This is a genomic window from Salmonella sp. SAL03688, from assembly GCF_046551895.1.
Classification (GTDB): domain Bacteria; phylum Pseudomonadota; class Gammaproteobacteria; order Enterobacterales; family Enterobacteriaceae; genus Salmonella; species Salmonella enterica.
Genome location: NZ_JBGDVI010000024.1, coordinates 49,575 through 72,936, shown reverse-complemented (window position 1 = coordinate 72,936; position 23,362 = coordinate 49,575). Strand labels below are relative to the sequence as shown.

General features: G+C 52.4%; 22 protein-coding genes. 8 read left to right on the top strand and 14 right to left on the bottom strand.

All coding sequences use genetic code 11. The features are described from left to right. Positions 1-343 precede the first annotated feature (343 nt). The 5 genes from potA to potD all read left to right on the top strand — a co-directional run bounded on the left by potA (position 344) and on the right by potD (position 5,832). Positions 344-1,480 (top strand): spermidine/putrescine ABC transporter ATP-binding protein PotA, encoded by a 1,137-nt coding sequence (gene potA, locus ACLJR2_RS20090; protein WP_000531607.1) that lies wholly within the window; start codon positions 344-346, stop codon positions 1,478-1,480. After that, positions 1,464-2,327 (top strand): spermidine/putrescine ABC transporter permease PotB, encoded by an 864-nt coding sequence (gene potB, locus ACLJR2_RS20085; RefSeq protein WP_000799391.1) that lies wholly within the window; start codon positions 1,464-1,466, stop codon positions 2,325-2,327. Before potA ends, potB begins: the two co-directional genes overlap by 17 nt. Positions 2,328-2,655: 328 nt before the next feature. After that, positions 2,656-3,666: an SPI-2 type III secretion system effector SifA gene (gene sifA / locus ACLJR2_RS20080; RefSeq protein ID WP_001534809.1), complete on the top strand. Its 1,011-nt coding sequence runs from the start codon at positions 2,656-2,658 to the stop codon at positions 3,664-3,666. 315 nt (positions 3,667-3,981) lie between these two features. Continuing rightward, entirely contained in the window at positions 3,982-4,761 is a 780-nt protein-coding gene (gene potC, locus ACLJR2_RS20075) for a spermidine/putrescine ABC transporter permease PotC (RefSeq protein ID WP_000580294.1), read from the top strand. Positions 4,762-4,785: 24 nt separating this feature from the next. Further along, on the top strand, positions 4,786-5,832 hold the full coding sequence (gene potD / locus ACLJR2_RS20070) for a spermidine/putrescine ABC transporter substrate-binding protein PotD (protein WP_000759329.1): 1,047 nt from the start codon (positions 4,786-4,788) through the stop codon (positions 5,830-5,832). 81 nt (positions 5,833-5,913) lie between these two features. Here the strand turns inward: potD and cobB are convergent, their stop codons facing one another. From cobB to lolC, 5 genes are read right to left on the bottom strand one after another with little or no spacing between them, the layout of a single operon-like run. Then, positions 5,914-6,735, bottom strand: a complete 822-nt coding sequence (gene cobB, locus ACLJR2_RS20065) for a Sir2 family NAD+-dependent deacetylase (RefSeq protein WP_001191853.1) — start codon at positions 6,733-6,735, stop codon at positions 5,914-5,916. An 18-nt stretch (positions 6,736-6,753) separates the two neighbouring features. Beyond that, positions 6,754-7,665, bottom strand: coding sequence for an N-acetylglucosamine kinase (gene nagK / locus ACLJR2_RS20060; RefSeq protein WP_000291331.1), 912 nt, complete (start codon positions 7,663-7,665; stop codon positions 6,754-6,756). 28 nt (positions 7,666-7,693) lie between these two features. Beyond that, positions 7,694-8,938, bottom strand: coding sequence for a lipoprotein-releasing ABC transporter permease subunit LolE (gene lolE, locus ACLJR2_RS20055; RefSeq protein ID WP_000168091.1), 1,245 nt, complete (start codon positions 8,936-8,938; stop codon positions 7,694-7,696). After that, positions 8,938-9,639: a lipoprotein-releasing ABC transporter ATP-binding protein LolD gene (lolD, locus tag ACLJR2_RS20050; protein ID WP_001033714.1), complete on the bottom strand. Its 702-nt coding sequence runs from the start codon at positions 9,637-9,639 to the stop codon at positions 8,938-8,940. Before lolD ends, lolE begins: the two co-directional genes overlap by 1 nt. Further along, positions 9,632-10,831: a lipoprotein-releasing ABC transporter permease subunit LolC gene (gene lolC, locus ACLJR2_RS20045; protein WP_001534775.1), complete on the bottom strand. Its 1,200-nt coding sequence runs from the start codon at positions 10,829-10,831 to the stop codon at positions 9,632-9,634. Before lolC ends, lolD begins: the two co-directional genes overlap by 8 nt. Positions 10,832-11,168: 337 nt before the next feature. On the opposite strand from lolC, the gene mfd reads away from it, so the two are divergent. Together mfd and ACLJR2_RS20035 are read left to right on the top strand one after the other, a co-directional pair. Next, entirely contained in the window at positions 11,169-14,615 is a 3,447-nt protein-coding gene (gene mfd, locus ACLJR2_RS20040; RefSeq protein WP_001114333.1) for a transcription-repair coupling factor, read from the top strand. Positions 14,616-14,762: 147 nt separating this feature from the next. Then, complete coding sequence (locus ACLJR2_RS20035; RefSeq protein WP_000482967.1) at positions 14,763-15,728, top strand: L,D-transpeptidase family protein; 966 nt, start codon at positions 14,763-14,765, stop codon at positions 15,726-15,728. 96 nt (positions 15,729-15,824) lie between these two features. On the opposite strand, the gene bhsA is transcribed toward ACLJR2_RS20035, so the two are convergent. Continuing rightward, complete coding sequence (gene bhsA / locus ACLJR2_RS20030; protein WP_000800159.1) at positions 15,825-16,082, bottom strand: multiple stress resistance protein BhsA; 258 nt, start codon at positions 16,080-16,082, stop codon at positions 15,825-15,827. Between the two features lie 241 nt (positions 16,083-16,323). On the opposite strand from bhsA, the gene comR reads away from it, so the two are divergent. Next, positions 16,324-16,959 (top strand): TetR family copper-responsive transcriptional repressor ComR, encoded by a 636-nt coding sequence (comR, locus tag ACLJR2_RS20025; RefSeq protein ID WP_000205986.1) that lies wholly within the window; start codon positions 16,324-16,326, stop codon positions 16,957-16,959. A gap of 74 nt (positions 16,960-17,033) precedes the next feature. On the opposite strand, the gene ACLJR2_RS20020 is transcribed toward comR, so the two are convergent. The 8 genes from ACLJR2_RS20020 to hinT all read right to left on the bottom strand — a co-directional run bounded on the left by ACLJR2_RS20020 (position 17,034) and on the right by hinT (position 23,107). Then, positions 17,034-17,573 carry a glycine zipper 2TM domain-containing protein gene (locus ACLJR2_RS20020; protein ID WP_001043449.1) on the bottom strand — a complete coding sequence of 180 codons (540 nt, stop codon included), beginning with the start codon at positions 17,571-17,573 and terminating at the stop codon, positions 17,034-17,036. A gap of 178 nt (positions 17,574-17,751) precedes the next feature. Next, on the bottom strand, positions 17,752-19,056 hold the full coding sequence (gene ndh / locus ACLJR2_RS20015) for an NADH-quinone dehydrogenase (protein ID WP_000211055.1): 1,305 nt from the start codon (positions 19,054-19,056) through the stop codon (positions 17,752-17,754). A 254-nt stretch (positions 19,057-19,310) separates the two neighbouring features. Continuing rightward, on the bottom strand, positions 19,311-19,853 hold the full coding sequence (gene ycfP / locus ACLJR2_RS20010; protein ID WP_000587945.1) for an alpha/beta hydrolase YcfP: 543 nt from the start codon (positions 19,851-19,853) through the stop codon (positions 19,311-19,313). Positions 19,854-19,877: 24 nt separating this feature from the next. Beyond that, complete coding sequence (gene nagZ, locus ACLJR2_RS20005) at positions 19,878-20,903, bottom strand: beta-N-acetylhexosaminidase (protein ID WP_000529340.1); 1,026 nt, start codon at positions 20,901-20,903, stop codon at positions 19,878-19,880. Positions 20,904-20,913: 10 nt separating this feature from the next. Further along, on the bottom strand, positions 20,914-21,738 hold the full coding sequence (gene thiK / locus ACLJR2_RS20000; RefSeq protein WP_001257320.1) for a thiamine kinase: 825 nt from the start codon (positions 21,736-21,738) through the stop codon (positions 20,914-20,916). After that, positions 21,719-22,357: a penicillin-binding protein activator LpoB gene (gene lpoB / locus ACLJR2_RS19995; protein ID WP_000164355.1), complete on the bottom strand. Its 639-nt coding sequence runs from the start codon at positions 22,355-22,357 to the stop codon at positions 21,719-21,721. Before lpoB ends, thiK begins: the two co-directional genes overlap by 20 nt. A 13-nt stretch (positions 22,358-22,370) precedes the next feature. Then, entirely contained in the window at positions 22,371-22,745 is a 375-nt protein-coding gene (locus ACLJR2_RS19990) for a YcfL family protein (RefSeq protein WP_000589563.1), read from the bottom strand. A 2-nt stretch (positions 22,746-22,747) separates the two neighbouring features. After that, positions 22,748-23,107 carry a purine nucleoside phosphoramidase gene (gene hinT / locus ACLJR2_RS19985; RefSeq protein WP_001532068.1) on the bottom strand — a complete coding sequence of 120 codons (360 nt, stop codon included), beginning with the start codon at positions 23,105-23,107 and terminating at the stop codon, positions 22,748-22,750. Positions 23,108-23,362: the final 255 nt, after the last annotated feature.

Sequence of the window (23,362 nt, the reverse complement as noted above, 5' to 3'; positions counted from 1 at the left end):
ATGAACGGCCACACCAGGCCCTGAAATACAAAACGCCCGATGATGTTCATCAGGCGTTTTACAGACAAAAAACTGTCAACCTATATCAGGACTAGTCACACCCTCACTTTTCGTGACAACATTATTAATAAGCAAGAAAAGACAAATATTGCGTCAGGTCACTTTTATCCCTGCAAACAAGAATATTTCACTTTGACACGCTTTCTGACTATAAAGCTAAGTCAGTAATTCGCAACAAGGATTGGCGATCACAGTGGTTTGCCGTAGAATGACCGCCCTCATTAAGAGTGATTAAGGTGGTTAACCACAAACCCCGCAGCGGTCAGCCATCCGTTGCGTTTACATGGGACAGAGTAAGAAATTGAATAATCAACCGCGTTCGCTTTCACCGCTGGTGCTTTTGTCGGGAATTAGCAAAAGTTTCGATGGCAAAGAGGTCATTTCACAGCTGGATTTGACCATTAACAATGGCGAATTCCTCACGCTGCTTGGCCCTTCCGGCTGCGGTAAAACAACCGTTCTTCGCCTGATTGCCGGCCTGGAAACCGTTGATGCCGGGCATATCATGTTGGATAACCAGGATATCACCCACGTTCCCGCCGAAAATCGTTATGTAAATACCGTATTTCAAAGCTACGCTTTATTTCCGCATATGACGGTGTTTGAAAATGTCGCGTTTGGCTTACGGATGCAAAAAACGCCAGCCGCCGAGATAGCGCCTCGCGTGACCGATGCGCTGCGTATGGTGCAGCTTGAAGAGTTTGCACAACGTAAACCGCACCAGCTTTCCGGCGGACAGCAGCAGCGTGTGGCTATCGCTCGCGCGGTGGTGAATAAACCTCGCCTGTTATTACTGGATGAATCGCTTTCCGCGCTGGACTATAAATTGCGCAAACAAATGCAGAACGAGCTTAAAGCATTACAGCGTAAACTCGGTATCACGTTTGTTTTTGTCACTCACGATCAGGAAGAAGCGCTCACCATGTCCGATCGTATCGTGGTAATGCGTAATGGCGTGATTGAGCAAGACGGCACGCCGCGTGAAATCTATGAAGAGCCAAAAAACCTGTTTGTCGCCGGTTTTATCGGCGAAATTAACCGCTTTGACGCAACCGTCATTGAACGGCTTGATGAACAGCGCGTCCGCGCCAGCGTAGAAGGTCGGGAGTGCAATATATACGTCAATTTCGCTGTCGAACCGGGCCAAAAACTGAACGTCCTGCTGCGACCGGAAGATCTACGCGTCGAAGAGATCAACGATGATAACCACATCGAAGGGCTTATCGGCTACGTGCGCGAGCGCAATTATAAAGGTATGACGCTGGAGTCGGTGGTTGAACTGGAAAATGGCAAAATGGTGATGGTCAGCGAATTCTTCAACGAAGACGATCCTGACTTCGACCATTCACTTGACCAAAAAATGGCCATTAGTTGGGTAGAAAGCTGGGAGGTCGTACTGGCTGATGAAGAACACAAGTAAATTCCAGAATGTAGTGATTGTCACTATCGTCGGTTGGCTTGTGTTGTTTGTTTTTCTGCCCAACCTGATGATCATTGGCACCAGCTTTCTGACCCGTGACGACGCCAGTTTCGTCAAGATGGTCTTTACGCTGGATAATTACGCACGCCTGCTCGATCCGCTCTATTTTGAAGTGCTCCTGCACTCTCTGAATATGGCGCTGATCGCCACCCTCTCCTGCCTGGTGCTGGGCTATCCTTTTGCCTGGTTCCTGGCGAAGTTACCGGAAAAGATACGTCCGTTATTGCTGTTTTTGCTGATCGTTCCTTTCTGGACCAACTCACTGATCCGCATCTATGGGCTAAAAATATTCCTGAGCACTAAAGGTTATCTCAATGAATTCCTGCTGTGGCTGGGCGTGATTGATACGCCGATTCGCATCATGTTCACCCCGAGCGCCGTTATTATCGGCCTGGTTTACATTTTGCTGCCGTTTATGGTCATGCCGCTCTACTCCAGCATTGAGAAGCTCGACAAACCGCTACTGGAGGCCGCACGCGATCTCGGCGCCAGTAAAATGCAAACGTTCATCCGCATCATTATTCCATTAACCATGCCGGGCATTGTCGCCGGTTGCCTGCTCGTGATGCTACCGGCAATGGGCCTGTTCTACGTCTCCGATTTAATGGGTGGCGCGAAAAACCTGCTGATTGGTAACGTCATTAAGGTACAGTTCCTGAATATTCGCGACTGGCCGTTTGGCGCGGCGACCAGCATTACGCTGACCATTGTGATGGGACTCATGCTGTTGATTTACTGGCGGGCTTCCCGCTTATTGAATAAGAAGGTGAGTGATATAAGCGATTAATTGCGCAACGCTAACAAATCCACACGCATCCAGGCATGAAGTTTATTCAAGGGTAAACTTCATGCCTCCGGCATAAAAAACGCATGAAAGCAGTTGCTGCCAGTATTGCAAATCTACAACATCATCCGCGCCAGGCCTTCTTTTATTTTTACCTGTAGCGACGCTATCACAGACAGTAATGCGTTTATACGCGAAGCTCTCAGGTTTTATACTGATTGCCAGTCTCTTTTAAAAATTATATTACATCCGATGCGCCCGCAGTTGAGATAAAAAGGGTCGATTTAATCAATTATGTAGTCATTTTTACTCCAGTTTAAGTGAGATTAATATGCCGATTACTATAGGGAATGGTTTTTTAAAAAGTGAAATCCTTACCAACTCCCCAAGGAATACGAAAGAAGCATGGTGGAAAGTTTTATGGGAAAAAATTAAAGACTTCTTTTTTTCTACTGGCAAAGCAAAAGCGGACCGTTGTCTACATGAGATGTTGTTTGCCGATCGCACCCCCACACGAGAGCGGCTTACAGAGATTTTTTTTGAGTTAAAAGAGTTAGCCTGCGCATCACAAAGAGATAGATTTCAGGTTTATAATCCTAATGAAAATGATGACACTATTATTCTTCGCATCATGGATCAAAACGAAGAGAACGAATTGTTACGTATCACTCAAAATACCGATGCCTTTACCTGTGAAGTCATGGGGAATGCTTATTTTTTAATAAAAGATCGCCCCGATATTTTAAAACCGCATCCACAAATGACGGCCATGATTAATAGAAGATATAGCGAAATCGTAGATTACCCCCTCCCTTCGACATTATGTCTCAACCCTGCTGGCGCGCCGACATTATCGGTTCCATTAGACAACATAGAGGGGTATTTATATTCTGAATGGAGAAAAGGAAATTTAGATGAGTGGGAAACGCAAGAAAAGGTAACCTACCTGGCAGCGAAAATTCAGTCTGGGATTGAAAAGACAACGCGCATTTTACAGCATGCGAATATATCCGAAAGTACTCAGCAAAACGCATTTTTAGAAACAATGACGATGTGTGGCTTAAAACAGCTTGAAATACCACCACCACATACCCACATACCTATTGAAAAAATGGTAGAAGAGGTTTTACTGGCGGATAAGACGTTTCAAGCGTTCCTTGTAACGGATCCCAGCGCCAGCCTAAGCATGTTAGGTGAGATAATCGAAACCCTCTCTGATCAGGTTTTTCACGCCATTTTTAGAATAGACCCCCAGGCTATACAAAAAATGGCGGAAGAACAGTTAACCACGCTACACGTTCGCTCAGAACAACAAAGCGGCTGTTTATGTTGTTTTTTATAAAATCAGACGACGCTTTCTCAAACGTCACGTTCAGGGTTTACTCACGTACTCCATGTTTGCCTACAGAGTAACCTCTTGCCTGGTGCAATAATGCCGCATATGACCGGATCGGATGAGAATAGTCATTTAAATGGCCTTTTTTTCCCGCTCGTCTGGCAATTTGTTGTAAAATTCGCGGCTTCAAGCGGCAGCTTGCTTCTTCCCGGCTGCTGATAACCGCGAGACGTTTTGGAGAGATTTTGGAGAAGAGAAAAAATTGATCATTTTCAATACTCTAAAAGCACCCCATCCTCTGAATAAGAAGGTGGAACTTGAATGATCGGTCGGCTGCTCCGTGGCGGTTTCATGATTGCCATCTATGCGTATCTGTATATTCCCATCATTATTCTGATCGTGAACTCCTTCAACAGTTCGCGGTTCGGCATTAACTGGCAGGGCTTTACCACTAAATGGTACGAACTCCTGGTCAATAACGACAGTCTGTTGCAGGCCGCTCAACATTCACTGACGATGGCGATTTTTTCAGCGACCTTCGCCACGTTGATTGGCTCGTTAACCGCGGTGGCGCTTTATCGCTACCGCTTTCGCGGGAAGCCATTCGTCAGCGGGATGCTGTTTGTAGTAATGATGTCGCCGGATATCGTGATGGCGATCTCCCTGCTGGTGCTGTTTATGTTACTCGGCATTCAACTGGGCTTTTGGTCGTTGCTGTTCTCGCACATCACCTTTAGCCTGCCGTTTGTGGTCGTCACGGTCTATTCGCGCCTGAAAGGCTTTGATGTCAGAATGCTGGAAGCCGCAAAAGACCTGGGGGCCAGTGAGGTAACGATTTTACGCAAAATCATTCTGCCGCTGGCGATGCCGGCGGTGGCGGCGGGCTGGTTGCTGAGCTTTACGTTGTCGATGGACGATGTAGTGGTCTCGTCGTTTGTCACCGGGCCGGGCTATGAAATTTTACCCTTAAAGATTTATTCCATGGTAAAAGTCGGCGTTTCACCAGAAGTGAACGCGCTGGCGACCGTTTTATTGGTGCTGTCTCTGGTAATGGTCATTGCCAGCCAGCTTATTGCTCGTGATAAAACCAAGGGCCGATAAGGCCCTTAATTCAGGGGACGTTAAATGAAAAAATGGTCACGCCACCTGCTCGCGGCGGGCGCCCTGGCGCTGGGTATGAGTGCCGCTCATGCCTCCGACAACGACACGCTCTATTTCTATAACTGGACTGAGTATGTACCGCCGGGCCTGCTGGAACAGTTCACTAAAGAGACCGGCATTAAGGTGATTTATTCGACCTACGAGTCGAACGAAACCATGTATGCCAAACTCAAAACCTATAAAGATGGCGCGTATGACCTGGTTGTTCCTTCTACATACTATGTCGACAAAATGCGCAAAGAAGGCATGATCCAGAAGATCGATAAGTCGAAATTAACCAATTTCCACAACCTCGATCCGGAAATGCTCAACAAACCGTTTGACCCCAACAACGATTATTCTGTCCCGTATATCTGGGGCGCAACGGCGATTGGCGTGAACAGCGATGCTATCGATCCAAAAACCATTACCAGCTGGGCTGACTTGTGGAAACCGGAATATAAAAACAGCCTGCTTTTAACCGACGATGCGCGAGAAGTCTTCCAGATGGCGCTGCGCAAGCTAGGTTATTCCGGTAACACTACCGATCCGAAAGAGATCGAAGCGGCATATGAAGAGTTGAAAAAACTGATGCCGAACGTAGCGGCCTTCAACTCCGATAATCCGGCGAATCCGTATATGGAAGGGGAAGTCAACCTGGGGATGGTGTGGAACGGTTCGGCCTTCGTTGCTCGTCAGGCTGGCACGCCGCTGGAGGTCGTCTGGCCGAAGGAAGGCGGTATTTTCTGGATGGATAGCCTGGCTATTCCGGCGAACGCGAAAAATAAAGAGGGCGCGCTGAAGCTAATCAACTTCCTGCTGCGTCCTGACGTCGCGAAAGAGGTGGCAGAAACCATCGGCTACCCTACCCCCAACCTGGCGGCGCGTAAGCTGTTAAGCCCGGAGGTCGCCAATGATAAGTCGCTCTATCCGGATGCGCAAACCATCAGCAAAGGCGAGTGGCAAAACGATGTCGGCGACGCCAGCGCCATTTATGAAGAGTATTATCAGAAGCTAAAAGCAGGACGCTAATTCAGCCAAAGCGCCTGTCGGGCCTACAGTTGAACGTAACGTGAAATGTAGGCCGGATAAGGCGTTACCGGGCAAACAGCACTACAGCCCTTTCAGGAATTTATCAACAAATTCCGGCACAACCTGGCTTGCCGGGCCGTAGTGCTTCTCTTCAAACTCGCTGCCGACCTGGCTTGGCTCAAGATTCAGTTCCACCGTATGTGCGCCGTGCAGTTTTGCTTCATGCACAAACCCCGCAGCCGGATAGACATGACCGGATGTGCCAATGGCGATAAAAATATCCGCCATCGACAGCGCCATATAAATTTCATCCATGCCAAGCGGCATCTCGCCAAACCACACCACGTGCGGACGTAGCGGCGCCGGGAACTGGCAGCAGTGACATTTATCTTCCGGCATCACATCGCCGTTCCATTCCAGAATTTGGCCGCTTTGCGAACAGCGCACCTTCAACAGCTCGCCATGCATATGAATGATGTTGCGGTTGCCCGCGCGTTCATGCAAATTGTCGATGTTTTGCGTCACCAGCAAAAAGCGATCGCCAAGCGCTTCTTCAAGCTTCGCTAACGCCAGATGCGCCGCATTGGGTTGTATTTCCGGCTGTTGAAGCTGCTGACGGCGGGCATTATAAAATGTCTGCAGCAGCCCCGGATTACGGGCGAATCCTTCCGGCGTTGCCACGTCTTCAACCCGATGCTCTTCCCAAAGGCCATCCGCCGCGCGAAACGTACGAATACCAGACTCTGCAGAAATTCCTGCACCTGTAAGGACTAATACTCTTGGGTTTTCCATCATTTCCGGCACCACTCTGTCTCTGAAAAAGATCCGCTGGCGCAGACGTTCACGCAACAGACGTTTATTTTTACGAAAGCGGCTTAATCGATGAAACCGACGCGACTGCATAACAACCTCTTTTTTTGATTAGTCGGTAAGATGTAAAAAAGCAGCACCGCGCATCCCACCTGCATCCCCATGCCGCGCACGCTCAATGCGCGGCGCGCGGGCAACAGGGAGGAGATGGCGCGGCAGTCTTTCCGCCAGTTGCGTTGTTATTGCCGTAAAGTTCGATAGTCCGCCGCCGATCACCAATAAATCGGGATCGACAATCGTCAGTATATTCCCCAGACAAACCGCCAGTAAATTCAGATAGCGCTCAACATGCGCGTGCGCCTGCTCATCGCCCTGCTCCCACAACGCGATAATCTCCGGCGCCTGCAGCGATTGATCATAATAATGCTGATATAGCCACGCAAACCCGCGCCCGGACAGATAATTCTCAATGCAGCCCATCTGGCCGCATCCACAACGGCGGAGAGGAAAATCAAACCCCATCAACGTTAGCGCGTCAACCGGCAAACGCATATGGCCAAACTCGCCGGTGATATAGCTCTGACCGGTAATCGGCTTCCCGTTTAGCACCAAGCCACCGCCGACGCCGGTGCCGAGGATAAGCCCCATAACCAAAGGATATTGCGTGAATTCATCATCCCAGGCTTCGGACAAGGCAAAACAGTTAGCGTCATTGTCCAGACGCACATCGCGATCCAGTCGGGCGCTGAGATCGGCGCGCAACGGCTTACCGCTGGCTGCCGGGACATTCGCGGCGTACAGCGTGCCGTCTTCAGTTTCCGGCATACCGGGTATGCCAATCCCTACCGACCCTTTTACGCCAAATCGCTGGTCGGCTTCCGCGACCAGTTCGCACACGGCGTCTAAAAAGGCGCTATAGCTGGTATGGGGCGTGGGAACCCGTTTTTCCCACTGCAGCCGCCGCGTTGAGTCAAATACGCCTAACGCAATCTTTGTTCCGCCAATGTCAAACCCGTAATACATCACCGCTCCTTGTTTTTATATTCCGCGATTACTGGCCGCTCAATACTCGCGCAGGGTCAATGTTGCTCGCCCGCCGCGCCGGATACCAGCTCGCCAGTAAGCTTAACAACAACGCCGTGACCAGTACGTAAACAACGTCCAGCCAATGTAATTCGGATGGCAGGAAGTCGATAAAATAGATATCGCCGGACAAAAACTGATGCCCGATCGCCTTTTCAATCCCATTAATAATGGCGGTAAGCTGAAGCGAAACGACAACGCCGATCGCCACGCCAATCAAGCTGCCCAGCAAGCCCGCCAGTAGTCCGTACCAGACGAAAATGGCACGAATCAAACCATCTTTCGCCCCCAGCGTTCTTAATACCGCAATGTCGCCGCTTTTGTCTTTTACCGCCATCACTAAGGTGGAAACGATATTAAAACAGGCCACGCCGATCACCAGAATCATCGCCAGATACATAATGGCGCGAATCATCTGGATATCGCGATACATATAGCCGTAGGTGCCGATCCAGCTCTTAATGTAGACATAGCTGTTAGTCACTTCACCCGCATCACGCACCAGTTTGTTCGCATTAAACACGTCGTGGACTTTAAGCGCGATACCGGAAACGCTGGACCCCATATCCAGATACTGCTGCGCATCCTCAAGCGGGATCATGGCGAAGCTGTGATCGAGCTGGCCGCTCAGTTGCAGAATCCCGATGACATGCAAACGCACGCGTTTGGGCTGGAGCAGCTTATGGTCGGCATTCGCATTGGGGATCATGATGGACACCCAGTCGCCCTGTTTCACGTTCAGCGCATCGGCGACGCCTTTACCGATAATGATCTGCTGCTCGCCCGCTTTGAAATGATCCCAGGCGTGATTTTGCACAAATGACGGTAACGCGCTAAGCTGCTGCTCTTGCTTAGGGTCGACGCCTTTAACCTGAATGGCGCGCAAATTCGCCCCGCTCTCTACCAGGCCGGTAAAATTGATATACGGCGCGGCGGCGGCAATGCCCGGCACCTTCTGCACTTTTGCCAGCGCTTCACGCCAGTTGGTCCACGGCTGATTGACCGCTTCAATCTCCCCGTGCGGAACCACCGCCAGAATACGGTTATTCAACTCGCGTTCGAAACCGTTCATCGCGCTTAAACCGACAATCAATACCGCCACGCCCAGCGCGATACCGATGGTAGAAATGACGGAAATGAGCGAAACCATACCGCCGCGCCGCCGTCCACGGCTGAAACGCAAGCCAATTAACAATGATAAAGGCGACGCCATTACTCCGCCCCCATCAGGCTCAGTTCCGCCGTCAGGCGGCCATCGCGCATCTCAAGCTGGCGGCTCATACGTTTCGCCAGTTGCAAATCGTGAGTCACCACCAGAAACGCGGTTCCCTGCAGACGATTTAACTCGCCCAGAAGCTCAAAAATACTGTCGGCATTACGCGCATCCAGATTACCGGTCGGCTCATCCGCCAGTACCAGACGCGGGTTATTCACCAACGCGCGCGCTATCGCGACACGCTGGCGCTCACCGCCGGAAAGTTCCGAAGGTCGATGGGTTGCGCGATGCTCCAGCCCTACGGCGTGCAGCATTTCTCGCGCCCGAGCGTCAATCTCCGCCGGTTTCTTTTTGCCAATCAATAATGGCATCGCCACGTTTTCCAGCGCCGTAAAATCCGGCAGGAGATGATGAAACTGATAGATAAACCCCAGTTTCTGGTTACGTAATTCCGCTTTTGCCGCAGAAGAGAGTTTGCTCATCGGCTGGCCGCTAAAAATCACATCGCCAGAGGTAGGCGTATCCAGCCCGCCTAACAGATGCAGCAACGTACTTTTACCCGAACCGGAACTGCCGACGATCGCCATCATTTCGCCTTCGCCGATACTGAAGCTGACATCGTGCAACACGTCGGTTTGTACGGTGCCTTCCTGATAGCGTTTGCACAGGTTGTCGCATTGCAACAGGATCTTATTCATAACGTAAAGCCTCAGCGGGTTGAGTGGCGGCAGCGCGCCAGGAAGGATAAAGCGTAGAAAGCAGCGCGATGGCCATTGCCACCAGAGCGATAACGATCACCTGTAACGGCTCTATCGCCACGGGCAACGCAGCGCCATCCAGAAACGCGCCGATGATCGGCATCAGGTTATTCAGTTGGCTGGCAAGCAATGCGCCCAGCGCGGCGCCCAACAGCGCGCCGATAATCCCGGCGCTGGCGCCCTGCACCATAAAGACCATCATAATTTGTCGCGGCGTCAGCCCTTGAGTTTGTAAAATCGCCACTTCGCCCTGCTTCTCCATGACCATCAGACCCAACGAAGTAATAATGTTAAAAGCCGCGACCGCCACGATGAGGCTCAGCAACAATCCCATCATGTTCTTTTCCATGCGCACAGCCTGGAACAACTCGCCTTTACGTTCGCGCCAGTCCTGCCACTTAGTGCCTTGCGGCAGCGGCTGTTGGCTGAGGGTATCGACTTGCAGCGGTTCATCCAGCCACAAACGCCAGCCGGTAATATTGCCTGCCGGATAGCGCATTAAACGCGACGCGTCCTGAATATTGACCAGCATTTCATAGCCATCGACCTCGCTATTGGCGGCAAATGTGCCAATCACCGTAAACAGACGCTGGCTGGGCAGACGTCCCATTGGCGTAAACTGGCTGGCAGATGGCACCATTAGCCGAATCTGATCGCCGCGGTTGACCCCTAACTGTCCGGCGAGCTGCTCGCCGAGGATGACATTATACTTACCCGGCTGTAATTCGCTTTGCTTCACATTGACCAGATACGGCGTTAACGGATCTTTTTGCGCCGGATCGATACCCAACATCACGCCAACCGCAACGCTACGCGCGCTTTGCAGTACGACATCGCCCGTCGTCAGCGGCGCAATACGGTTAACGCCTTGCAGATTCACCGCTTTTTCCGGCATCTGATTCGGGTTAAGAGAACCATGTTCAGCAGAGAGGATGGCCTGAGGCATCAAACCAAGAATGTTATTTTGCAGTTCGCGCTCAAAACCGTTCATCACCGACAATACCGTGACCAGCGCCATCACCCCCAGGGTAATGCCGATAGTGGAAAGCCAGGAAACGAAGCGACCGAAGCGATCTGCTGCACGCCCGCGCATGTAACGCAGGCCGATGAATAGAGCGACAGGTTGATACATGTAATCCGTCTGGTTGCTGTTAGCAAAGTCCCGAGTATATAAGCGAAAGCGGAATGCGTAAATGTCTGAACCGTAAGAGTTCGTCAGCGTTATTCTGAAAAAGGCCGACAAATCAAGTCACTTACATGTTCATACTTTACCTGTTCGGCGCGTTATCCGGCGGATTCAATTTGCTAATAAACAACGATCGCGGATAATAAAGAACATTGCTTATCAGTCATATGCCCCTGAATACCTGAGTCCTTCATGCTGTCCCGGCGCACAGCCAACCATGAAGCAGCCTGAAGGGTGACGCGTAGAGTGCGGCGTAAAACAAAAAGAGATACTGACAACCGTTATGCCTGAAAAACAACGTTACACGCTGCCGACAAAAGCGGGCGATCAGCGCCAGTTGGGCGAACTTACCGGTGCCGCCTGCGCTACGCTGGTGGCGGAGATAGCTGAACGCCATGCCGGTCCGGTGGTACTCATAGCGCCTGACATGCAAAATGCTCTGCGATTGCATGATGAAATCCGCCAGTTTACCGATCAGATGGTCATGAACCTGGCGGACTGGGAAACGCTACCGTATGACAGCTTCTCCCCGCATCAGGAAATTATCTCTTCGCGTCTGTCCACGCTCTACCAGTTGCCGTCGATGCAGCGCGGCGTCTTGATTGTACCGGTAAACACCCTGATGCAGCGCGTTTGTCCGCATAGCTATCTGCATGGTCATGCGCTGGTGATGAAAAAAGGCCAGCGGCTGTCCCGCGACGCTCTGCGCGCGCAGCTTGACAGCGCCGGTTATCGGCATGTCGATCAGGTGATGGAGCATGGCGAATACGCGACGCGCGGCGCGCTGTTGGATCTCTTTCCGATGGGCAGCGAACAGCCTTATCGCCTCGACTTTTTTGATGATGAAATTGACAGCCTGCGTCTGTTTGACGCGGATACCCAGCGTACGCTGGAGGAGGTTGAGGCCATCAATTTGTTGCCCGCGCACGAATTTCCTACCGACAAAGCCGCTATTGAGCTTTTCCGTAGCCAGTGGCGCGATACCTTTGAGGTAAAACGCGACGCCGAGCACATCTATCAGCAGGTCAGCAAAGGCACCCTGCCCGCCGGGATCGAATACTGGCAGCCGCTCTTTTTCAGCGAACCGTTACCGCCATTATTTAGCTATTTCCCCGCCAATACTCTGGTGGTGAATACCGGCTCGCTGGAAACCAGCGCCGAACGCTTTCAGGCCGATACGCTGGCGCGTTTTGAAAATCGCGGCGTCGATCCTATGCGCCCGCTTTTGCCGCCGGAAGCCCTCTGGCTACGGGTAGATGAGCTCTTTTCCGAGCTTAAACGCTGGCCTCGCCTCCAGCTTAAAACCGACCATCTGCCGGAAAAAGCCGCCAATACCAATCTTGGTTTCCAGAAATTACCGGATTTGGCTATCCAGGCGCAGCAGAAAGTGCCGCTGGACGCGCTGCGTAAATTCCTCGAATCTTTCAGCGGTCCGGTGATTTTTTCGGTGGAAAGCGAAGGACGCCGCGAAGCGCTGGGAGAGCTCCTGGCTCGCATAAAAATCGCGCCGAAGCGAATATTACGCCTGGACGAGGCGCAGGATGCGGGACGCTATCTGATGATTGGCGCCGCAGAACATGGCTTTATCGACACCCAACGCAATCTGGCGCTGATTTGTGAAAGCGATCTCCTGGGTGAGCGGGTGGCGCGTCGCCGCCTGGATTCCCGCCGCACGATCAACCCGGATACGTTGATTCGTAACCTGGCGGAGCTCCACGTCGGTCAACCGGTAGTGCATCTGGAGCACGGCGTCGGACGCTATGCCGGCATGACCACTCTGGAGGCTGGCGGCATCAAGGGTGAATATCTGATGCTCACCTACGCCAATGACGCCAAACTGTATGTGCCGGTTTCCTCATTGCATCTGATTAGCCGCTATGCCGGCGGCGCGGAAGAAAGTGCGCCGCTGCATAAACTGGGCGGCGACGCCTGGTCGCGCGCCCGGCAGAAAGCGGCGGAAAAAGTGCGCGATGTCGCAGCGGAACTGTTGGATATTTATGCGCAACGGGCGGCAAAAGAGGGTTTTGCCTTTAAGCATGATCGTGAGCAGTATCAGTTATTCTGCGACAGCTTCCCGTTTGAAACGACGCCCGATCAGGCACAGGCGATTAACGCCGTATTGAGCGATATGTGCCAACCGCTGGCGATGGACAGGCTGGTGTGTGGCGACGTCGGCTTCGGCAAAACCGAAGTGGCGATGCGCGCCGCGTTCCTGGCGGTGGAAAACCATAAACAGGTGGCGGTACTGGTGCCGACTACGCTGCTGGCGCAGCAACACTATGACAACTTCCGCGACCGTTTCGCCAACTGGCCGGTACGCATTGAGATGCTGTCTCGCTTTCGCAGTGCCAAAGAGCAGACGCAAATCCTGGCGGAAGCCGCCGAGGGTAAGATCGATATTCTGATCGGTACGCATAAACTGCTACAAAGCGATGTGAAGCTGCGCGACCTCGGCCTGCTGATTGTCGATGAAGAGCACCGTTTCGGCGTGCGCCACAAAGAGCGAATTAAGGCGATGCGCGCCGATGTCGATATTCTGACGCTCACGGCGACGCCGATCCCGCGGACGCTGAATATGGCGATGAGCGGTATGCGCGATCTCTCCATTATCGCCACCCCCCCTGCCCGTCGTCTGGCGGTAAAAACCTTTGTCCGCGAGTATGATAGCCTGGTGGTAAGGGAAGCGATTCTGCGTGAAATCCTGCGCGGCGGTCAGGTTTACTATTTGTACAATGACGTCGAAAATATTCAGAAAGCCGCAGAGCGGCTGGCGGAACTGGTGCCGGAAGCGCGAATCGCTATAGGCCACGGGCAGATGCGCGAACGTGAGCTGGAACGGGTCATGAATGATTTCCACCATCAACGTTTTAACGTGCTGGTGTGTACTACCATTATCGAAACGGGGATCGACATTCCCACCGCTAACACGATCATCATTGAACGCGCGGATCATTTCGGCCTCGCGCAGTTGCACCAGCTGCGTGGCCGCGTTGGGCGCTCGCACCACCAGGCCTACGCCTGGCTGTTGACGCCACATCCTAAGGCCATGACCACCGATGCGCAAAAACGGCTGGAGGCGATTGCGTCGCTGGAGGATTTAGGCGCCGGGTTTGCGCTGGCGACCCACGATCTGGAGATCCGCGGCGCGGGCGAACTGCTTGGCGAAGAGCAAAGCGGCTCAATGGAAACCATCGGCTTCTCACTCTACATGGAACTGTTGGAAAACGCCGTTGATGCGCTGAAAGCAGGCCGCGAACCCTCGCTGGAAGATCTCACCAGTCAGCAAACGGAAGTCGAGCTGCGAATGCCGTCGTTACTGCCGGATGATTTTATTCCGGATGTTAATACCCGGCTGTCATTCTATAAACGCATTGCCAGCGCGAAGAACGAAAACGAGCTGGAGGAGATCAAAGTGGAATTGATCGATCGCTTCGGCCTGCTGCCCGATCCGGCGCGTAATCTGCTGGATATCGCCCGCCTGCGCCAACAGGCGCAAAAGCTCGGCATCCGAAAACTGGAGGGTAACGAGAAAGGCGGAACGATTGAGTTCGCCGAGAAAAACCACGTTGACCCCGCCTGGCTTATCGGGTTGCTGCAAAAACAACCGCAGCATTTCCGTCTGGATGGTCCGACGCGCCTCAAGTTTATTCAGGATTTAAGCGAACGTAAAACGCGTATAGACTGGGTACGCCAGTTCATGCAGCAACTGGAAGAAAACGCTATTGCATAAGCGTCAGGCCGGGCGTCATTACTCTGCGTCCGGCCTAATCTTTACAAATTCTTTGCACTTCCCTGCAGTTCCAGACACAGCCAACCGCCATAATTCTTATTTCCTCTTTTATAAAAATAACCACATAATAATCATGGGTTTATTATAATGTTCAACAATACGCGACTCTCTCGCTGGTGGGCGTTGCTTGCGCTTACCGCGACCATTATGCTTGCCCTTCCCGCGCAGGCGAATACGTGGCCTCTTCCGCCCCCCGGCAGTCGACTGGTGGGAGAAAATAAATTCCATGTCGTTGAAGACGACGGCGGCTCGCTGGAGGCGATCGCCAAAAAATATAACGTGGGCTTTTTAGCCCTGTTACAGGCCAACCCCGGCATTGATCCTTACGTGCCACGCGCAGGCAGCGTGCTAACGATTCCGCTGCAAACGCTGCTACCGGACGCGCCACGTGAAGGTATCGTCATTAACCTCGCGGAATTACGGCTTTACTATTATCAACCGGGGAAAAATACGGTCACGGTCTACCCTATCGGGATTGGCCAACTGGGCGGCGATACCCTGACGCCAACGATGGTGACGACCATTTCGGATAAACGCGCCAATCCAACCTGGACGCCGACCGCCAATATTCGCGCCCGTTATAAAGCGCAAGGTATCGATCTCCCCGCCGTGGTGCCTGCCGGTCCCGATAACCCAATGGGGCATCACGCGATTCGTTTAGCGGCCTACGGCGGCGTCTATCTGTTACATGGCACGAATGCCGATTTTGGCATTGGTATGCGCGTCAGTTCCGGCTGTATCCGTCTGCGCGACGGTGATATAGAGACATTGTTCCGTCAGGTCACGCCAGGAACCAAAGTGAATATTATCAATACGCCGATTAAAGCCTCGGTGGAGCCAGGCGGCGTGCGACTGGTGGAAGTTCATCAGCCGCTGTCTAAAAATATAGGCGACGATCCGCAGGTGCTGCCGATTGTGCTGAATGGCCCGATGCAGGCCTTTAAGGACGCGCCGCAGACCGATGCTGCGGTGATGGAACATGTTATGGAAGTGCGTTCCGGAATGCCGGTGGATGTAACCCGTCAAGCAGAGGCGAAACCGCAGTCGCTGTAAGCGTGAATAGCTGACCGACAAAAAAGCCTCGCGATGCATCGCGAGGCTTTTTCTTTTTATTGTGGCAATCGCAGCGGCATTAATGAGGGTTAATGCTTACTTATAGATTACCGCCGTACCGTGGAGGGTATTCGGGCCGGTAACAGAGGTAATACGGAAAGACTTCGCCCCCATCTCCTGCGCTTTTTGCGCCAGCTGATCTTCCAGCGAGCCCAGATTCGTGCCGCCATTCGCGGAAATGGTGCCGAACTTCTGTTGACCTTCTGGCGTTGCCTGAACTTCAACGGCGGCGAAGCTGGCGAATGAGAGCGAACTCAGTACGGCAGCAGCGATGAGGGTTTTTACGTTTTTCATAGTGATGACCTTTAGCAGATGAATGGGTGTCGTAAGCATTAACTTAACGATCGATAAGTTAATCATAGATGTGATCTACATCACACGTCAACTTTTTTTTATAATGATCGTTATATAATTTATAAAGATGTTATTTTTCATGTGAATAGAATTGATTTATTTTTCTAATGAATACTCTGGAGCCAGAAGTGGTTTGTTTTTATAATAGAGAGACCGCTCTTTAAACAGGTACAACGGCATCATGACAACGGATACCACGAGTTGCGCGAAGAAAAGCCGTGGCCGACCAAAAGTGTTCGACAGGGAAGCCGCGCTTGATAAGGCCATGACTCTCTTCTGGCAGCACGGCTATGAAGCAACTTCGCTTGCCGATCTCGTAGAGGCTACCGGGGCGAAAGCGCCTACTCTCTATGCGGAATTCACTAACAAAGAAGGATTATTTCGCGCTGTCCTGGATCGCTACATCACTCGCTTTGCCTCAAAGCACGAAGCCCAGCTCTTTTGTGAAGAGAAAAGCGTGGAATCGGCGCTGGAAGATTACTTCACAGAAATTGCCGCCTGCTTTACCAGTACAGACACGCCGGCTGGCTGCTTTATGATTAATACGTCCGCCACCCTGGCCGCCTCCTCGCGCGATATCGCCCGCACGGTAAAATCACGCCACGCCATGCAGGAACAGACGCTCATCCAGTTTCTGCGCCAACGTCAGGAGCGCGGTGAAATTCCGGCGCACTGTAACCCGCAGGCGCTCGCAGAATATATAAACTGTATTTTACAGGGAATGTCGATCAGCGCCCGTGAAGGTGCCACCTTCGAACAACTGATGCAAATTACGCGTACGACTCTGCGCATCTGGCCTGAACTGCTCAAGTCCTGAACGACGCGGCTTCGGATAAAAAAAAGCCCCTCAGCCTGAGCGAATGAGGGGCTAACTTGCAGAGTACAGCTTTTTTATGCTTTGTTATTCAGAACCAGTTGGCCATTGCCGTCGAGGGGAATTTGCGTTCCGGGGTCTTTATCCATGCGGATTTTGCCCTGCTGATCGCCAATTTTGTAGGTCACGTCGTAGCCAAGCATCTTTTCAGATTTGTCATACACCGTCTTACAGCGTTGCTGCGTGGTAGTGTAAGTATCACTTTCCTGCATTGATCCCTGGATTTGATTGCCAGCATAACCGCCGCCCAGCGCCCCGACGACCGTCGCCACATCTTTACCACGACCGCCGCCAAATTGATGTCCAATCACGCCGCCTGCTACTGCGCCAAGCACCGAGCCGGCAATACGGTTTTCGTCCTGAACCGGTCTGCGATGCGTGACCGTGACATTACGGCACTCCTGACGCGGCGTTTTTACCGTCTCTTTAATCGGTTTAGCCGATATCACCTGCGCATATTGCGGACCACGATCAAATACGTTGAGACTGGCCACTGCCGCCACACCCAGCGCAGCCGCTACGCCAATCCCTATACCCGCCAACATTGATTTATTCACGGGAGTTCCTCCTTCGTTGCTATTGGTAACAATTTTGCAACCAGTATGCGAACAAAGCCAATCGGAATGAGGATGAAAAATGCGGGATGAGGCGGTAAAGCTGAAGGATTCGGACAACTCCGAAGCAAGAGATGGAGAAGCGCTCACCGGCGCGAGCAGCCGGTGAGGCGCAGAGAAATTAATGCAGTTTCAGGCGCGGACGAATGACGCGGTTAATACTGCCCACCAGCATCATCAGGCCGGTTTTAAAGTATCCATGCAGCGCTATCTGGTGCATACGGTATAGCGAGATATACACGAAGCGGGCGATACGTCCTTCAATCATCATTGAACCGCGGGTCAGGTTCCCCATCAGACTACCCACGGTAGAGAAGTTGGACAGAGAGACCAGCGATCCATGATCTTTATACTGGTAAGCTTTCAGCGGTTTGCCATTCATCTGCGCCAGAATGTTATTCATCGCGCAGGTAGCCATCTGATGCGCCGCCTGAGCGCGAGGCGGCACAAAACCTCCCTCCGGACGTGCGCAGGAAGCGCAGTCGCCAATCGCATAAATATCAGGATCGCGCGTGGTTTGCAGCGTCGATTCCACCACCAGTTGGTTAATGCGGTTCGTTTCCAGACCACCAATCTCTTTCATAAAATCCGGCGCTTTGATACCCGCCGCCCACACCATCAGATCGGCCTGAATATATTCACCTTCTTTCGTATGCAGACCGCCTTCGTCGGCGCTGGTGACCATAGTTTGCGTCAGCACGCGAACGCCCAGTTTGGTCAGTTCATTATGCGCGGCGCTGGAGATACGCGGCGGCAACGCAGGCAGAATACGCTCGCCAGCCTCAACCAACGTCACGTTCAGCGCGTCGTTGGTCAGCCCCTTATAACCATAGCTATGCAGCTGTTTTACCGCATTATGCAGTTCAGCCGACAGCTCAACCCCCGTCGCACCGCCGCCAACGATGGCGATATTGACCTTACCGTTCGCGCCCAGATTAGCCGAATACTTGAGGAACAGGTTCAGCATCTCCTGGTGAAAACGGCGCGCCTGATGCGGGTTATCGAGGAAGATACAGTGCTCTTTCACGCCCGGCGTGTTGAAATCATTAGAGGTGCTGCCCAGCGCCATCACCAGCGTGTCATACGCGATTTTGCGCTCCGGCACCAGCAGTTCGCCCTTTTCATCACGTAACTCGGCAATAGTGATGGTTTTCGCTTCGCGATCGATATCCATCACCGACCCCAGCTGGAACTGGAAACCATGATTGCGCGCATGGGCCAGATAGCTCAGCGCATCCACGCCTTCGTCCAGAGAGCCAGTCGCCACTTCGTGCAGCAATGGTTTCCACAGATGGCTGTGATTTCTGTCTACCAGCGTGATTTTCGCTTTTTTCTTGCGCCCCAGTTTATGGCCTAACTGCGTCGCCATTTCCAGCCCGCCAGCGCCGCCGCCGACAATCACGATCTTTTTTAATGGTGTAGTCAACGTGACCCCCTTAAATTTATTAACCAATTGTTAATTAAAAGTTATTAGCATAGCCTTTAATTAACAACAAGTTACGTTAATGAGAATAAGCTTCTGATATGAGAATAGCATGAACGGTGCATTGGTCATACCAAAATTGATGTGCATCAAGTTTTCATGCTGAAAAGATAGACAGTTTGCGAGAATTGAGCATAAAAAAACCAGCCGCAAGGCTGGTTATCCGGTCACTGATAACGCCATATTGCCGGATGGCGTTACCCCAGCGTTTTAAACGCTTTGATACGTTGCAAATGCGGCGAAATATTTTTGAATTTGTGAGTCTGTTCCTCATCCCACACAATTTCATAATACGGGTGAAGCGCTTGCGCTGAGCGTTGGCTGTCCAGCGCTTCGTCATGACGCGAGAGGATCACCAGACAACGATCGCGATTTTTTTCGCGAAAGTTGGTCACGCACTTTGTAGCGATGTCCGCATATTCTTCCGGGCGATCGATTTTCCCCTCCATGTTTTCATAGGGGAACAGGTTCGGGTTAAAAACCACCTGACGGATATCGCACAAAAAGCCAATCCGCTCCGCCCAGTAACCGCCCAGCCCCACGCCACAGATTAAAGGGCGCTCGTCCACATTCAACTGCAACATTTTGTCCACTTCTTTCAGCAGATGCTGCATATCGTGCTTAGGATGCCGCGTACTGTAGCTTACCAGCCGAACATCCGGGTCGATAAACTGTAATTGCAACACTTTTTCATGGTTGCCCGGACTATTTGAATCAAAACCGTGTAAATAAATAATCATCTGGCACCCTCACGAAAACTCGAGTTAATGACCTGCTTTTTCTTCCTGCCAGCGTTCATGTAACTGGTTGAGCTGGGCGCTGGCTGTTTTCCAGCGTGCTGAGTCCATGAGCTCCCGGCGTGAAAATGAACCTTTATGATACAAACGTGTAACACGTTCTGCTTTGATCGGCGACAGATTATCCAACACGCTGACTGCGCCTTTACGATTATTGCAGACCAGAATCATATCGCAACCCGCATCCAGCGACGCCTGAGCGCGCTCAGCATAGCTGCCCATAATCGCCGCGCCCTCCATAGACAGATCGTCGGAGAAAATGACGCCGTCAAAGCCTAACTCCTGACGCAGCACCGTTTTCAGCCAGTACGGCGAACCGCTTGCCGGACGCGGATCGATAGCGCGGTAGATCACGTGGGCAGGCATAATCGCATCCAGTTTATTCTCGCTAATCAGCGTGCGGAACACCGACATATCTTTGCCACGGATGTCCGTTTCAGGACGTGGATCGCACGGCGTCTCTTTGTGGGAGTCCGCCGTGACCGCGCCGTGACCGGGGAAATGCTTACCGGTCGTTTTCATCCCGGCGTCATGCATGCCGTCAATAAAGCGCGTTGCCATTGCCAACGCTTTTGCGGGATCGGCATGATAGGAGCGCTCGCCAATTGCCGCGCTGATATGCCCGACGTCCAGCACTGGCGCAAAACTGATATCAATATCCATCGCGATCATTTCGCTGGCCATCAGCCACCCTGCCTCCTGCGCCAGTCGTCCCCCCTCTTCCAGCCCATGCAGCGCAAAAAAAGATTGCGCCGCGGGCAGGCGGGTAAACCCTTCACGGAAACGCTGTACGCGCCCGCCTTCCTGATCGACGGCCACCACCAGATGGTTACGCGATGCCGCCCGAATCTGGCGCACTAATTCGCGCAGCTGTTCCGGGTCATGGTAATTACGCGTGAACAGAATAAGCCCGCCAACCAGCGGATGCGCCAGTATCTCGCGCTCCTCCGCATCCAGCTCACATCCTTCGACATTCAACATTACTGGGCCCACACTGCTCTCCTTATCCTTTCATACGTAGCTGGCGCCAGGTTTCATCGGCCAGCCTGATAAATTGTTGCTCGCCGGTTTGTCGCCAGCGGTATTCGAACCACCCTGCTTTTAGCATAATGACCCAGGGGTGCCATAATCGTATCTGTCGCCATAGCTGCCGGGCGTCGATTCGCGCGCGCGCGGCATAAGCGTCTGCCAGTTGTCGGTGCTGGCGTTCATCCTCAACCCATACTGCCGCCAGCTCCAACGCAATATCGCCGTCGCCGGCATACTCCCAGTCAATCAGTCTCAACCCGGCGGACGTTAATACTATATTGTCGCCATGGACATCCATATGCAAAGGCGCGAGCCGCAGCGGGCGAGGTTCACCGTTTTTTTGCAACTGTTTGAGCCGCCGCAACCAAAACGGCGTACGCCTTGCCGGATCGCAACACGACCAGTACTGCGCCAATAGTGGCGATAGCGCGATACGCCAGCCAAAACGCGGCTGTTGATGCAAATGATACAGTAAGGCCGCCAGTTCGTCGGCATCTGGCAGAGCGGAATTTACCACACCATGCAGATATTCTACCGCCATCCAGCCCGGCGTATAAAAAAGCGCTCGCGGCGCCAGACTGGCTGGCAATTGGGATAAGGCGCGGTGATGACGTAAAAAATGGGCTGGTGGAGCGTCGGGGTCGTGATGACGGCGCAGCACGATACGGTGAGTATCGTGAGCAATAATACAGCTCCCGCCGCTTAGCCCCTGCGATGCGGCGACGGCGGGACGATACTGGGGAAAATAGCGCGACAGGATCTCGTCGCGCGTTAAGGGATTATTGTTGTTGGACCGCACCTTTACCTGACCAGATTATCTCGCCAGTTTGCACCAGCATTAACTGCATCTGTAATGCAGGCGCGTTAACGTTACCGGATGCGCTGGAGTAAAGTACATATTGCGCCCCGACATTGCGCGCAATGCCAATAGCTTTACTGCGCGTTCCCAGACTATCCTGCGGAGACAACCCTAACTGTTGTTTTGCCATCGCGAGTTGCTGTACGGAGACCAGCGTAAATTTACCGTTGTTCGCCAGCGCATTACGTAACGTTTCCGTTGCCTCGTTCGCATTTAACGACCCATTCGTCCGGTTATTCACGCTGTCGACAAGCAATACGCTTCCGGCTGTCACGCCATCAGCCTGCAACATTTTGCTGACCAGCGGTTGCATCGCGCCGTTCCAGTCATAGTGGCGCACCTTAGGCGCTGGCTGGCCCGTTTGATCTTCATGTTCGATCGGCCCCGGTTGCTGTGGAATGGTTGGCACAGACGGCACAACAGGAGGCTGCGGCGGCTGCGCGGGTTGTTCTGGCGCTGGTTTTACCTCTTCAACTGGCGCAGGTTGACGTTGCGCCATACACCCGGAGAGAAATATCGCCAGCGCAGCAATGGCAGCGTAGCGATGCATTTTTGTCATCAAAATTCACTCCTCACAAATAAAGATAAAGCCTGACCTTATGCGCCCCCAGATAATTGGCGCTGCCAAATAGCGTTACCGACGAACGCGCGGGTATGGTTACGCTACGCGGCGCCTCCAGCGGATGCATCTCCAGCCCCCGCGCGTCATACCAGTAAAACCGATAATGAACGGTTATGGGCTCTTGCCTTTCGTTATAGACGCGGGAAGAGGCTGATGGCTGGATATCAGACGCCGTCAGTTCAGGCGGCTCTGCGGTGACGCCCGCCGCCAGAACCGTGGACTCCATCACCAGCGACTGCGCGTCGCTTACCGGAATTTCAGGGTGTGACCGGCAGCCGGTAAGCAGCAGCAAGCCCAGAGAAACCGCGATGCATCCTTTGATCATACTTACAAGCCTTTATGCGCCAGCATCGGGCCTAGCGGGCGGCCGCCCAGTAGGTGCATATGGATATGATAAACCTCCTGGCCCCCATGACGGTTGGTATTCATGATTAAACGATACCCATCTTCGGCAATGCCTTCCTGTTCGGCGATTTTCGCCGCCACGGTGATCATCCGACCTAACGCCTGTTCATGTTCCGCCGTCACGTCATTGACGGTTGGGATCAGGATATTGGGAATAATCAAGATATGCGTCGGCGCCTGCGGTGAAATATCACGAAAGGCGGTGACCAGCTCATCCTGATAAACGATATCCGAAGGGATTTCACGACGAATAATTTTGCTGAATATAGTTTCTTCTGCCACGACGTTTTCCTTTTTCATAATAGCCCTTGCAGCGCACATGCTACGCCGAGCCATACTGCGAGTATAGAGTATGAGCGAGTTACCGACGCTCTTTCAACTTTAACCCACGATTTATTAAGCGAAAAATGACTACATGCTGGACTTACCGCCATATCCCCCTGCCATGACGCCTTTGTACGCTTAAAAAATATTTCTAGTTTCCCTGGTTATACCGTTTTACACATTTAATACAAATGCGTATATTTCTCATTTGCA

Coding starts and splice junctions, on each gene's coding strand:
- potD (WP_000759329.1), top strand. CDS start 4,786: ATGAAAAAATGGTCACGCCACCTGCTCGCGGCGGGCGCCCTGGCGCTG.
- mfd (WP_001114333.1), top strand. CDS start 11,169: ATGCCTGAAAAACAACGTTACACGCTGCCGACAAAAGCGGGCGATCAG.
- potC (WP_000580294.1), top strand. CDS start 3,982: ATGATCGGTCGGCTGCTCCGTGGCGGTTTCATGATTGCCATCTATGCG.
- sifA (WP_001534809.1), top strand. CDS start 2,656: ATGCCGATTACTATAGGGAATGGTTTTTTAAAAAGTGAAATCCTTACC.
- potA (WP_000531607.1), top strand. CDS start 344: ATGGGACAGAGTAAGAAATTGAATAATCAACCGCGTTCGCTTTCACCG.
- lolE (WP_000168091.1), bottom strand. CDS start 8,938: ATGGCGTCGCCTTTATCATTGTTAATTGGCTTGCGTTTCAGCCGTGGA.
- lpoB (WP_000164355.1), bottom strand. CDS start 22,357: ATGACAAAAATGCATCGCTACGCTGCCATTGCTGCGCTGGCGATATTT.
- ACLJR2_RS19990 (WP_000589563.1), bottom strand. CDS start 22,745: ATGATCAAAGGATGCATCGCGGTTTCTCTGGGCTTGCTGCTGCTTACC.
- ACLJR2_RS20035 (WP_000482967.1), top strand. CDS start 14,763: ATGTTCAACAATACGCGACTCTCTCGCTGGTGGGCGTTGCTTGCGCTT.
- comR (WP_000205986.1), top strand. CDS start 16,324: ATGACAACGGATACCACGAGTTGCGCGAAGAAAAGCCGTGGCCGACCA.
- bhsA (WP_000800159.1), bottom strand. CDS start 16,082: ATGAAAAACGTAAAAACCCTCATCGCTGCTGCCGTACTGAGTTCGCTC.
- lolC (WP_001534775.1), bottom strand. CDS start 10,831: ATGTATCAACCTGTCGCTCTATTCATCGGCCTGCGTTACATGCGCGGG.
- lolD (WP_001033714.1), bottom strand. CDS start 9,639: ATGAATAAGATCCTGTTGCAATGCGACAACCTGTGCAAACGCTATCAG.
- cobB (WP_001191853.1), bottom strand. CDS start 6,735: ATGCAGTCGCGTCGGTTTCATCGATTAAGCCGCTTTCGTAAAAATAAA.
- nagK (WP_000291331.1), bottom strand. CDS start 7,665: ATGTATTACGGGTTTGACATTGGCGGAACAAAGATTGCGTTAGGCGTA.
- ycfP (WP_000587945.1), bottom strand. CDS start 19,853: ATGATTATTTATTTACACGGTTTTGATTCAAATAGTCCGGGCAACCAT.
- potB (WP_000799391.1), top strand. CDS start 1,464: ATGAAGAACACAAGTAAATTCCAGAATGTAGTGATTGTCACTATCGTC.